Genomic DNA, 12,534 nt, shown 5'->3' with positions numbered 1-12,534 from the left:
GACCAGTAGGGACAATCTCTTGACAGTTTAGGCCGCCGGGGCATCACTCATGATGACCTTCGTCCCGCCACGTTGTCGGAGTTTGGCCCGACCAGCGCCGGAAGGCCCGGGTGAAGGCGCTCGCTTCCGAATAACCGAGCGCCGCCGCGATCTGGGCGAGTGGCACTTGGGTGTCCTGCAGCAACTGACGCGCAATCTCGAACCGGATCTCGTTCGTGATCGCCCTGTAGCCCATGCCACCGCCCTTCAGGCGGCGGCTCAGGGTGCGCCGGTGCATCGTAAGCAAATGGGCAATGTCATCGGCCGAGCAGTGATTGCTGGTCAGCCGCGTGCGCAGCAACCGCCGAATGTCGTCCGAGAATTCGGAGCCTTGCGCGCTCTTCAGTTGCAGGATCCGTTCTTCCAGAAGGCTACGCATCATCGGATCGGCCCCAGCAATCCGCAGATCCAAATCATGGGCCGGGAAGACTATGCTGGCGGTTTCCTGATTGAACCTCACCGGGGCTCGGAAATGGCGACGATATGGCTCGGGATCCACCGGAGCAAAACGAGGCAGCAGAACCTCACTCGGCCTCCAGTCCGATCCGCGCAGGGCCCGTATGGCGTTCACTGCAACGGCGATGGATCCGTCCGAGATCTGGTCCGCACTCTCGGCCTCGGGTTGGTAGACCGAAAATGCAAACAAGGCTATGTCACCGCTGATGGTAAGTGACGGGACGGCGCCTCGGTTTTGGATGCTCAGGTTCGACACGAGAGCACGCATGGCATCGCCCAGAGTCTCGGAATGCTGCATCAGGCGCCCCACCATCCCGAGAGATAGGATCGTGGCCCGCTGACCGACCAGAAGCCCGAAATGCGGACAGGTCGTGCAGGCCACGCTCAAGGTGAGCAGCCGGCCCAGGGCCGCGTGGGGGATGACGTTGGTACCGTCGTCAAACAGACGCGGGTCGAGCCCGGCCTCCCGGATGACTGGATCGGGATCGACGCCGAAATCGTGCAGAGTCGGCGCGATCTCCTTGGCGACTCCCAAATGAATGTAGCCGGGGGGAAGCGTCCACCCGCGGCCTGCCAGAACGATTGGCTGCCTCGATGTAGAATTCGTAGGGCTGGCAACCGTTGACGGAGGCACGATACTGGTCATGCGGGCCTCCCAGAGGTCCTAAGCGTCGCAAAACTGCACAGTCAGCGTAATCAAACGCATCGGTGCTGATCTGCACACATTAACTCATGTTACATATTTGAGGCCAATTTAAGGGAATTTGATAGCTCCCTCTTCGCCGGCTGTCCGATTGTGTCAAAGTTCTGTCCCAAACCATCAAGCTCATCGATGCGGTTGGCGCGATAATCACTTTGCCGAATGGCATGATCTCCCGCAAAGGGACGGACGATGATAATTTTCTCGTACAAGGCAACCTCTCTGGACAGGCCAAGAGCTGCCTCTGAGGGCCGCAGACTGGCATCCATTGTACCCATCTTTAGACCAGAGGCAGGCTGGACAGGGCGGATGGTGTGTCGGCAGTCACCGGTAGAAAGAGCGCAAACCAATGGCCCTCGCAGCGTCGACCCGCATTGTCGGCCTTGGCTTGGCCATTGCGCCCAGCGCCTCCGTCGGCACGCCGCCTCTCACGCGCTTTTCGCCTACGGCCTCGTCCGATTACTGCTCGGGTCCTTCCTGCTGGCGCTTTGGCGGCGGCAAAACATTTTGCTAGCGGACGTCCGGTGAGGAGGTAAGGCCAGCACATAACGACGGCCTCCGGAATGATTGTGGCGGAAGTGATCGAAAGGAGCTTGAGATGGGCGGAAAAGACACCGTGAAACGGAATGAATTCGCGCTCAATGAGGCGGATGATATCCCTCCGCCCATGAAGCGGAAGGAGTTCGAAAGCGAATTGAGAAAGCTCCAGGTGAAACTCGTTCGCCTGCAAACCTGGGTCAAAGCGACGGGCTCCCGTGTCATCGTGATCTTCGAGGGCCGTGACACCGCCGGCAAAGGCGGGGTGATCAGCCGGATCACACAACGCGTGAGTCCCAGGGTGTATCGGCACATCGCTTTGCCCGCGCCGACCGAGCGGGAAAAGAGCCAACTCTACATCCAAAGGTACCTGGCCCATTTCCCGGCCGCCGGCGAGATCGTGCTGTTCGACCGGTCTTGGTACAACCGAGCTGGCGTAGAACGGGTGATGGGCTTCTGCAGAAAGGATGAGTATGAGCGCTTCATGCGGCTCGTACCGTCGATCGAGAAAGAGATCGTCGACAACGGCATCATCCTGCTCAAGTACTTTCTCGATGTTAGCCAGGACGAGCAGCGGCGACGCTTCGCCGACCGGATCGACGACCCGGTCAAGCACTGGAAGCTCAGCCCGATGGACACTGAGTCGGTGCGCCGTTGGTGGGATTACACACTCGCGTACCAGGACATGTTGCGGGGTACCGACACGCCGGACTGCCCTTGGTACATTGTCCCTTCCGATGACAAACGCCGGGCACGCCTCAACTTAATCGCGCACATGCTTGGCAAGATTCCGTACGAGAAGGTCAAGGTCGAACTGCCGCGGGTGCCGAAGGCCGAACCGAGGCCCAAGCGAGTCGAAGACGGATTGCCCGCAGGCGATATTGTGCCAGCACAGTATTGAACGACCGGCGCTCTAATTGGGAGCCCTGTGGACGCCGCGCGATCATGCCCGATGGTGGACGGGGAGACTGGAACGACGAAGCCCGCGACGGAAAGACACAGAACACGGTGGGCGAACTTGATTGCAGGTGGATGTTTCTGGGAGGCCGGTGTTGATCTTGACCGCATGCGAGGATGACCAGCCTTCTATCGAACTGAAAAGAATTTCCAGGCTGCTGTCTCAAAAGGACAAGTCGCTGGCTCAGCCGGTCAAGCAGTTCTGGTCAACATGTCTATGGTGAGCAGACGGGTAGGTCCGTCGATATCGCCAATGGCGAACGCACAATAAGAATCTAATGGTGCAACTGCCATAACAGGTGACAGGCACCGTTCCTCGCCGCGCTTCCGACGTCAAACGACGTGAGCCGGTTCAATGTAACAGCTTCCGGTCACGCGAGCGCCATCGGCTTCGGCCTCGTGACGCCGTGCAGCAGGCAGTATCGGCGGACTTAGGATGACCGATAGCGTAGCGGGCATGGCCGGCGGTCATCACGCCGTGCGCTTCGGAGAAACTGGTAGACAATTAAGAATGGAGGCGGCAATGGCCCGCTTCGCCACAAAGACTTTCAGGCTGTCTGGGTGTCTTCTAGCTCTCCTTTGCACCGTTCCGGTTCAGGCGGGCCCCTTTTTCTTCACGATCTATGGCCGAACATACAAGGTCGATCCACGGTTTCCATCCAATGAGCCGAGTGGCCTGAAACCGCAGGAAGCCATGCAGGCTCTCCCTGCTGACATCGCCAGAGGTCCCGGCTTTCGGCCATCACACGAGCAGGTCCTGGCCGACGTGGAGGAGCGGACCTGGATTGCCCGCAACCAGCTTGCTGACGAACTGGCGGCGAGTTCTTTCTCACGCGAGGGGCAATATACCGGGGTTGACGTAGCGCCGGTCGAGCCGGAGATCACGGGATCCCTCGCGAACGGAGCGGCCCAGGCCCGTGAGCCAGCGTTGCAGACGCTCTATGATCGTCACCGGGCCTTGAACCTCCTCGTGCGAGAACTGCGGCGCTCGATGGAGCTGCCGGTAATGACCCCAGACGCAGGGTTCTCCCGGCCGAAGCTGTCGCCCGAGATCGAGGCGAGCTACCGCGACCTGAAGTTCGATCCTCTGGCCGCATATTTCGGCTTCCGGCGTGTCAAGGCAGCGTTCCGATCGGGCGATATCCAACTGCTCGCTCGGGTCACCCAGTATCCTCTATCGATCACACGGAAGGCCAAGCGGATGATCCGCACTCGCGAGCAGCTTGTTGCGGCGAAGGAAACGATCCTGAGCCCACGCCTTCGGGAGGTAGTCGCGGAATCCAGTTTTGAGGCGGTTTTTGTCCGGGACAAAGGGATGATGCTGGGTGACGGGGAGGTCTGGATCACCCCCGGCAAGACAGGCTTCGCACTGGGCGCCATCACCGTCCATTGAAAAGAACCCCACATCCTCGCATTGGATCGGTGAGGGTCTCGCGATGCAGTATTACCACCGCTTACGGTGAAGGCCGCTCCAACGCCGTTCGCGAAAATGTCCTTGGGCAAAATGCGATACTTGCTCATGAGCCCGTCCAGGGCCTCACTCGATCCCAGAGCCCGGCCGCGGCCAACTTCCATCGCACAAAATAGAAATCATCCCCAGTTGGCAACCGAACAGAAAGACGGGAAACCGGCGCCAAACCCTCAGCGGGCGCGCCGGGGGAAGGACGGCAGGATGATCGGCGGCACGTTTGATCTGCCCTGTTGGCCTACTTGGCATAAGATCCGTCCAACGTCCCGGTCATCTGCGCCAGAGTCTCTGTCGGGCCCAGAACGCAAGATTATTTTACTGTTACCTCTGCCCAGATAGAAGGGTTGACCTACGATCACTACTCGCTGCTGAGCGTGAAGTAGCTGGAGCGGGTGCCGCAGTCACGATGTTGGCGCGTCACTGCGATGCGGGTCATCGACCGGGTTCTGCCGCAACCATTCCAGCAGCAGTACGTAACTGACGGCCAGAAGCACGGGCCCGACAAAGAGGCCGACAAGTCCGTCGACAATCATACCGCCGATGACACCGATCAGAATGACAGGCATGGGCACTTCCACCCCCCGACCCAGCATCAATGGCCTCAGGATATTGTCACTGAGTCCGACGATGACATTCCAGATCAGAAAAATGATCGCCGCCTGCGTTGGTTCGGTCGCGAAGACGTACCCAACCACGGGCAAGGTCAGTAAAATCAAGGGCACCTGCATGACACCCAGCAAAAGCGCAATAAGCGTCAAAGGACCGGCCGCCTGAATGCCGATGGCGAAGAAGCCGCCCCCTAAAAGCACCGACTGGATCAGCGCCACGCCGATCACCCCGAGCGCCACACCGCGGATCGTGGCGGCCATCAACGTGACCAGCTGTACTGCACGCGCGTTGCTGCTGGTGACACGTTCCAGAAAGCGTTGAGCAAATTCGGTGGCACCCCTGCCATAGACGACGAGCACCATGGCGATCGCAAATGAAAGAACAAATGATAGTTCGGCGATGGCCAAGCCCCCAGCGAACGACGCCACCCATGCCAGAGGCCCACTCATCAAGTGCCCGTACTTTGCGAGCGCCGCTGGCAGGTTGGTGGCGACGAGAGTCCAGATCTCCGTCAGCTTTTTGCCGACCAGCGGGGCTCCATCGAGCCAGAGCGGCGGCGCCGGCAATGCCACGTCCTGACTCTGAACGCTCGAGATCAACGAGTAGAGTGAAGTTGCGAGCGACGTCACCACAATGACCATCGGCCCCAGTATCACTGCGACACCGATCAGCCCAATCAGCAGTGCCGCCCCGCGGTCCCCAAGCCGCCCGGCCAGACGAAGGTGCAGCGGATACAGAATCACCGCCAGGATCGCAGACCACATCAACACGAAGGCAAAGGGCAGCACGATCCGGGCGCAGGCGTACACCAAAACGGCCACCAGCCCGATGCGGAGCGCGGTGTCGAACATAGTTGAGGATGCAGGTGCGTCGCCCAGGGTTGGCGTGTTCAGGTCCATCGATTGGGGACCTTGCACCGTTCCACGGTATCTTGCACCTGATATTCGCATAGCGGATTCAATCCGTCTGAGACGAGTTCGCGGACAAGCGAAGGCTCACTTTCCGCGGAACACATCAGAACAAGGCATCTCAGCGCCTGCCGACGCGATTGACCGGGCCGCCCCGGTTCATCGGTGTTCCCGCCCGCACTCCGACGCCAGGGGCACCGACACCCGGGGTCACCACGGCCCGCGCGACAGGCCGTGCCCGCAGCACGACACCAGGTCTGACAATGCACCCGACAGGATAATTGACGTACTGGCAGTAAACCACAGCACGGGCCTCTTCTGTGCTTGCGGCTACGAACCCAGCCATAAGTACCGTTAATGCGATCAGGACCTTCATATCCGCCTCCATCAACTGCATTTCTGTTCAAAGGCGATAGAACCACGCAAGCTCGCCCCTTTGACCGCTCCAGACCGCGACCCGCTTGGGCAGGGGTCTGCCTCCTTCGGCGCCGGGCACAGGTGCTTCCGGCTATTATCTCTGCCTAGAACGCGCCATCACGGCAAACGTCAGCAGCCTCAGCGACACCAGCCGCAATCGCCCAGGCTCAGGCTTTGCGCCTGCTTACCGAATGGCACGCTGCCACAGATCACGTTCATGCTCGGCAGGTGGAGGTCGCCATTCGAACCGTCAGCCTGCATACTCGAGATTCAATCTAGCCCTTCCGAAACGGGACGCTTGATCGATAAGGACAAATGGTTGTCAGTTTGGGTCAGCGAAGCGGGTGAAGGCCAAGTGTCGGCGACGTGGGTTGCCACCACCAACGAAGGCGCCGATCGGACTGTCCCAGTGATTCGTCAAGCGTGGCGGAGCATGCAGGAGGAAGGCAGTCGGATAAGTTTCTTGAACTGGCGCTCTAACGTCTTCAGAAGATGCGGTGACTGGGCGAACGCCATGCGTAGAGTAAATGGGCTCAAGGGAATATCCGGGAAACCATTCGTTGCGACGAGACACGAGGGCGAGGTTCTTCGGATACTTGAAGAGGACAGAGAGCATGACAATAACAGTATTGTTGATGACACTATTGACCGGCCAAAATCATACCGTTGTCGCTGAGTATGACACCCCGCAGGCTTGCGAAGCCGCAGCGCAAGCACACCAGAAAGTCCTTCTGGCGAACTCGATCACCGTTGCCTATAGCTGTTCACCTAAAGCGGGCTCCCGCTAACGACCCGCTGAACGTATCCGTGGCACACAGTCATGGATTGGGCGGTTGATATACGTCTAGTGAGCCATCTGCCATGGGACCTGGCATTCTGCTGGTGTCCGACAACTCGAGACCGTGGAGGAGCGAATCCAGGCGCTCGCTGCCTGACCGTCCGAAACGGATCCGGTCCTTGCGCCAAGGCACGATGGGGCATGGCTCAGGCCGCCTGCTGTCCGGCCCGGCAGCGAGTACCCGACCAGTGACCATTCAATTGCGGAGAAAACGGCGAGGCGAGCCCCCTCTTCAAGTTTCTTATGAGAGGGTACGCGATCAGAGAGCCTTGCGCTTCGGCTGAAAGTATGTGCGGCTGCCGATTAGCCGGCCATCGCAGCTGCGATGCGGGAGGTTTCATTAGTTTCGGGAAACCTTCCCTCTTCTCATTTATCGCCTGCAATTCGTCAATATGTCACGTTTCTCGAAACTGCCGAGACCAAAATGCTTATCGAAGCTATAGCTTGTCTGCTCAAAGCCTGAGCAGCATCACGTGGCACATGCATTCCTGAAGGGATCTACCTCCGGTAGCTATTGTTGAAGTCCCGCCAAGAGGTTTATTGTCAATCGATCGCGATCAAGTACATACCACCCCAAAGGCCGGCGACGGCAAAGAGGCGCCGTTCCAAGCGGCCGGGCGCGCTGCTCCGGTGCAAGTGGCATTCATACTTTCTCATGATCGTGAAGCGCGGAAAGCGGGCAGGCTGTGTTTCGCCGCTGGCCCCGGAATAAAGCTGGGGCTCTGCTCGAAACGCGCTGCAGAAAAGGATTCAGAAGAGAACGCAGTGATCCTCCCGTCAGGTAGATGAGACAACGGTGGCCCTGTTCGGCAGTTGAGCCGCGTAATGTAGGCCATAATGCCCGACACAAGCCCGTCAGGTCTTGGCTTGTGATCCAACCATTGAAGGGCGCGTTCACCTGCTCGGGATAAGACTTTCTGAATGTCCGATTGGGTCATTCTCTGCCGATCCCCTGCACTCCTGGGACGTCTGCTGTTCTTGCTAGAGCAGACACTCGGCCTACTTCAGCTCAGTGCCATTAGCTGTCTTTCCCTTAGATTTCAGCGGAGTGAATGGAAGCGCCCTGTCAGGCGGGATCGAGCGGGCCAAGGCTAGATTGAGTTCTCGCCTGCCCAGTCAGGAACGTGATCACCCAGCTTGTTCAGCAGACGCTCGAGTTGCTCTGCCTCACGGGCCGAGAGGCAGGCCAGCATGGCACGCTCACGCGCCTCAAGCATCGGCATGAAGCGTCCGTGCAATTGTCGCCCGACAGCCGTCAGGTAGAGGAGCTGGCGCCTCTGGTCGGTCGCATCCGGCCGTCGGTCGATCAGGCCCTTCCGGGCCAAAGCAATCGCAGCTCGGCTCATGTTGGCCTTCAGGTGCCCGGAGAACTCGCAGATGTCGTTTGCTGTGATTCCCTCCCGGTGAACAAGGAAGATGAGCATCACGATTTCGGGCCGGGTGATTCCGTACTCCCGTTCGATGGCCCGAAATGACGGCTCCCGGTAATGGTTTAGGACATAGCCCATCTTGTAGGCCGTCGGGATCGTCGTGCCGTTCAGGATGCTCTTGATGTTGTCACTGTCGCCGATCGTCAAACTGACCCTCCAGCACCTGAAGCAACCTTGTTATAGTCTCATATGAGACCGACATTGGTCTCATATGAGACCTTTCCCTTGCATCCCGGCTAGGCCGGGCGTACCCTCCAGGCCCATAACACAAAACGGAGCGGCCTACAGGTCCGCGTGCAATCGAGTGTAGGGAGAAACGCTCAATGAAAGCCAGCGGGACGATAGTTGCCGCCCTACTTGCGGCATCCGCCCTTGCCTCTCCGGGCTTGGCCCAGGTCAGCGACGATGTCGTCAAGATCGGCGTCCTGACCGACATGGCCGGGGTCACGTCCGATGTGACAGGCAAAGGTTCTCTTGTGGCCGCCCAGATGGCAGTCGAGGAGTTCGGTGGGTCGGCTCTCGGCAAACCCATCCAGGTGATCTCCGCCGATCATCAGCACAAGGTGGAGGTCGGCGCGACAACGGCACGCCGCTGGCTCGATACCGAGGGCGTCGATGTCATTGCTGACATTCCCAACTCCGCGGTCGCCTTGTCAGTCCAGGGGATCGTGAAGGACAAAAAGCGGATTGCCCTCTTCTCGGGCGCCGGGACGACAGCCCTCACGAACGAGCAGTGCTCGCCTTACGGCTTCCACTGGACCTACGACACTTATGGAGTGTCCCGGGGAACCGCATCGGCGGTGGTCAAGGCCGGCGGGGACAGTTGGTTCATCCTTGCCTCCGACTACACCTTCGGACACCAGTTGCAGAAGGACGCAACGGAAGTCGTCCAAGCCAATGGCGGCAAGGTGGTCGGGGCCGTCCGTCACCCGCTCAACGCCAGCGACTTCTCGTCCTTTATTCTCCAAGCCCAGTCCTCCGGCGCCAAGGTCATCGGCATCGCGAATGCCGGCGGTGATACGGTCAATGCCATGAAGGCGGCCCGCGAGTTCGGCCTTGTTCAGGGCGGACAGAACCTGGCTGCCCTGCTCATGTTCATCAACGATGTCCATAGCCTTGGACTGGATACGACCCAGGGCACCTATCTGACGACGGCGTCCTACTGGGACACGGATGATGCGACTCGTGCCTGTTCCAGGAAGTTCAAGGAGCGGGTCGGGGCAATGCCGTCCATGCTTCAGACAGGCATCTATGGCAGCGTTCTGCACTACCTCAAGGCTGTCAAGGCGGCCGGAACGGACGATGCCGACAAGGTCGCCGCCGCCATGCGCTCCAGGCCCATCGAGGATGCGTTCACCAAGAAGGAGTTGATCCGGGAGGATGGCCGCGTGATGCGCGACATGTATCTTGCCAAGGTAAAGGCTCCCGCCCAATCGAAATACGACTGGGACTACTTTGAGATCGTGCGGACAATTCCGGCCGAGGACTCCGCTTAGCCACTGTCCGAGAGCAAGTGTCCGCTGGTCAAGAAGTGACGATGGATGTCCCGAGTCTGAGGATCGCGCAGGTTGGCAGTTTCCATGTCGGGGGGCGCCAGATCCAGGTCGAAGGTCGAGACACGCAGTCCATCGCATTCACGCGCAGCACGTCGTTCTCGTATGACCCGAACGGGCTCTACCACATCGAGCAGGCCTACGTTCAATACTTCATCCCGGAACGGTTGGTCTCGCCGCTGCCAATTGTCCTTCTCCATGGAGGCGGCTTCAGCGGCACGATGTGGGAGTCGACACCAGACGGCAGGCCCGGTTGGCTCCAGATCCTCCTTGGGCTGGGATTCGCGGTCTACGTCGTGGACAATGTCGAACGGGGTCGGGCCAGCTGGTGCGCCATTCCGGAGGTGTGGGATGGTGCACCCATCGTCAGAAGCGCGCAGGAGGCATGGAGCCTGTTCCGGTTCGGCAGTCGGGAGGACTTCCAAGATCGCAGACCATTTCCGGGTCAACGCTTCCCAACTGGTGACCTCGACACGTTCATCATGGGTCACTCGCCCCGCTGGCTGACCACGACTGACGCGGCGGTTGCGACGTTCGAGGCTGTCCTCCAGCGGGTTGGGCCATGCTGTGTCGTCACTCACAGCCAGGGAGGTGAGGTTGCCTTCCGCGCAGCCGCACGTCACCCAGCCTTGGTACCATGCCTCGCGGCATTGGAGCCGTCTGGTTTTCCCGATGAACCAAGTGCCTTTGTCGGCCGATCGGTGCTTCTCATCACCGGCGATTACATGGATGCGGCGCCGCTCTGGATGTCCCTGAGGGGAAAAACCGAAGAGTCCATTGCGGCTCTCAAGGAAGCGGGTGCAAGCGCGACGCTCTGGTCGCTGCCGAGGCAAGGCATCAGCGGGAACTCGCACATGTTCATGATGGACAACAACAACGCCGAGATCGCAGAATTGCTGAGCGGCTGGATCCTGGAGCGATAATCGGGACAAGCGACGGCCTAGCGAAGCCACCATCGCGAAGGGTCTCCTATATGTCAAAGCAGGAAAACCCCTGCCTTCCCAGAGCGTCTGATGTGCCCTGCTTGAATAGAGTTTCGGTCTACTTCCGCCCAGTGCCATTAGCGGCCCTTCTAGGGAGCGCGTAAAGTTTGTGAAAGAAACCGCGCCAAACCGGGACAAAGTAGGAACGATGCTTCTCAGAGGTTGCCAGCTAATTCGTGGTGACAAACACAGAATCAGCCGGAGACCCGCGGGAGATCAAAGTCGTAGGCACATGCTTGTCGTACGGTTGACACCCGATACGGTCGGGAAGGCACACTCTCCCGGCTTCCGATTTCGAGAGGCATCGAAGAGCAAATTAGGGTGAGGTCGGCCGCAAAATAGCTGGAAACGAGACGCGTTCTGAGTGCCATTCACCTCTGGTCCGACTAGCCACACAATTGCTGGGAAGGTGACTGGCGCGATGCCGGTTGCATGCTGCTGGCTCTTGGCCCAACATCCCCGCAGCCCAGTACTTTGAAGGGGAAGAGACATGCCAGAACCCGGCGTAAAGACGGTTGCCCTAGGCCGCACCCATCTCTCGGTTTCGAAGCTCTGCTTCGGCACATCAGCCCTCGGAGACATGCCTGATACCTATGGCTATGGGGTCGATGAACACTGGGCCCAGGAGACCATCCGGGCGATCTTCGCCGGGCCGGTGAATTTCCTCGACACCTCCCGGAACTACGGGCTCGGGCGCAGTGAAGAAAGGATCGGGGCTGTGATCCGCGAGCGCGGCGGACTTCCCGCCGAATTCGTTCTATCGACCAAGCTTGATCGCGACCCGGACACGGGCCGGTTCAATGCGGCTCAGGCGCGCCGGTCCCTTGAGGAGAGCCTCACAGCTTTAGGGCTGGAGCGGGTCCACCTGCTGCACCTTCACGATCCCGAACATGCAGCCTCTCTGGACGAGATCACCGGCCCCGACGGCGCTCTGCGTGAGCTGTTCAAGATGCGGGATGAAGGGCTGGCGATGGCGGTCGGCCTCGCGGCAGGCCGTGTCGACGTGATGATGCCGCTCCTGCGCGACTGGGACTTCGACGCGGTCATCACTCACAATCGCTACACCCTGGTCAACCAGAACGCGGAGCCGATGATCGATTTCGCGCATGCAAAAGGGATCGCGGTTCTGAATGCGGCACCCTACGGCAGTGGCGTTCTCGCCAAGGGCTCGGACCGGTATGCCCGCTACGCCTACCAGGATACGACCGGCGATAGGCTCGCACCCATCCATCGCCTCGAAGAGATCAGCCGCCAGCACAATATTCCACTTGGCGCTCTCGCTCTGCAATTCTCCCTGAGAGACCCGCGGATTACCTCGACGATCTGTGGCGTCAGTCGGCCGGAGCGCATTGCGCAGACGCTCGAATGGGCACGATGGCCCATTCCAGATCTCGTCTGGAGTGAGCTGTCGTCGGTGCCGGTCACAACCGAAGACCCGGAAGCGACCCGCCATTACAAGCTCGGGTGAACCGCTCGGTTGCAGCAACTTGGGAAAGTTACAACGAATCGATCCGAACCGGCCACTCAGGTAACAAGACCGAAGAGCTGATGGACGAGACGGACTTCGCCAGTCGGTCTGGCGTAGTGGCCGGGAAGGATTTGTTTTCGTCCCGAAAGCCGCGCGTCGACCGGGCCACGC

Annotated in this window: 11 protein-coding genes; 6 read left to right on the top strand and 5 right to left on the bottom strand. The window is 59.7% G+C overall.

The features are described from left to right. Nucleotides 1–43: 43 nt before the first annotated feature. Both ACD578_RS06335 and ACD578_RS06330 read right to left on the bottom strand, forming a co-directional pair. Complete coding sequence (locus ACD578_RS06335) at nucleotides 44–1,141, bottom strand: AraC family transcriptional regulator (RefSeq protein WP_404291862.1); 1,098 nt, start codon at nucleotides 1,139–1,141, stop codon at nucleotides 44–46. Nucleotides 1,142–1,230: 89 nt separating this feature from the next. After that, a complete protein-coding gene (locus ACD578_RS06330; protein ID WP_404291861.1) occupies nucleotides 1,231–1,464 on the bottom strand; it encodes a hypothetical protein in 234 nt (77 codons plus the stop codon). An 80-nt stretch (nucleotides 1,465–1,544) separates the two neighbouring features. On the opposite strand from ACD578_RS06330, the gene ACD578_RS06325 reads away from it, so the two are divergent. The 3 genes from ACD578_RS06325 (at nucleotide 1,545) to ACD578_RS06315 (ending at nucleotide 4,082) form a co-directional block, all read left to right on the top strand. Beyond that, entirely contained in the window at nucleotides 1,545–1,709 is a 165-nt protein-coding gene (locus ACD578_RS06325; RefSeq protein ID WP_404291860.1) for a hypothetical protein, read from the top strand. Between the two features lie 84 nt (nucleotides 1,710–1,793). Further along, nucleotides 1,794–2,633 carry a polyphosphate kinase 2 gene (gene ppk2 / locus ACD578_RS06320; protein ID WP_404291859.1) on the top strand — a complete coding sequence of 280 codons (840 nt, stop codon included), beginning with the start codon at nucleotides 1,794–1,796 and terminating at the stop codon, nucleotides 2,631–2,633. Nucleotides 2,634–3,383: 750 nt separating this feature from the next. Then, the gene (locus tag ACD578_RS06315) at nucleotides 3,384–4,082 is read left to right on the top strand and encodes a hypothetical protein (protein WP_404291858.1); all 699 of its coding nucleotides are present in this window, start codon (nucleotides 3,384–3,386) and stop codon (nucleotides 4,080–4,082) included. Nucleotides 4,083–4,558: 476 nt separating this feature from the next. On the opposite strand, the gene ACD578_RS06310 is transcribed toward ACD578_RS06315, so the two are convergent. The 3 genes from ACD578_RS06310 to ACD578_RS06300 form a co-directional block, all read right to left on the bottom strand. Then, nucleotides 4,559–5,665, bottom strand: a complete 1,107-nt coding sequence (locus tag ACD578_RS06310; protein WP_404291857.1) for an AI-2E family transporter — start codon at nucleotides 5,663–5,665, stop codon at nucleotides 4,559–4,561. 130 nt (nucleotides 5,666–5,795) lie between these two features. Continuing rightward, entirely contained in the window at nucleotides 5,796–6,050 is a 255-nt protein-coding gene (locus tag ACD578_RS06305) for a hypothetical protein (protein ID WP_404293719.1), read from the bottom strand. 1,970 nt (nucleotides 6,051–8,020) lie between these two features. Beyond that, nucleotides 8,021–8,506, bottom strand: coding sequence for a MarR family winged helix-turn-helix transcriptional regulator (locus tag ACD578_RS06300; protein ID WP_404291856.1), 486 nt, complete (start codon nucleotides 8,504–8,506; stop codon nucleotides 8,021–8,023). A 176-nt stretch (nucleotides 8,507–8,682) separates the two neighbouring features. On the opposite strand from ACD578_RS06300, the gene ACD578_RS06295 reads away from it, so the two are divergent. The 3 genes from ACD578_RS06295 (at nucleotide 8,683) to ACD578_RS06285 (ending at nucleotide 12,363) form a co-directional block, all read left to right on the top strand. Beyond that, the gene (locus ACD578_RS06295; protein WP_404291855.1) at nucleotides 8,683–9,855 is read left to right on the top strand and encodes an ABC transporter substrate-binding protein; all 1,173 of its coding nucleotides are present in this window, start codon (nucleotides 8,683–8,685) and stop codon (nucleotides 9,853–9,855) included. A gap of 41 nt (nucleotides 9,856–9,896) precedes the next feature. Next, nucleotides 9,897–10,835 (top strand): esterase, encoded by a 939-nt coding sequence (locus ACD578_RS06290; protein ID WP_404291854.1) that lies wholly within the window; start codon nucleotides 9,897–9,899, stop codon nucleotides 10,833–10,835. A gap of 550 nt (nucleotides 10,836–11,385) precedes the next feature. After that, nucleotides 11,386–12,363, top strand: coding sequence for an aldo/keto reductase (locus tag ACD578_RS06285; protein ID WP_404291853.1), 978 nt, complete (start codon nucleotides 11,386–11,388; stop codon nucleotides 12,361–12,363). Nucleotides 12,364–12,534 lie beyond the last annotated feature (171 nt).

Origin of the sequence: Microvirga sp. RSM25, assembly GCF_044784385.1 — a bacterium.
In the GTDB taxonomy this organism is placed as follows: domain Bacteria; phylum Pseudomonadota; class Alphaproteobacteria; order Rhizobiales; family Beijerinckiaceae; genus Microvirga; species Microvirga tunisiensis.
This window is presented reverse-complemented; position numbering and strand designations above follow the sequence as displayed.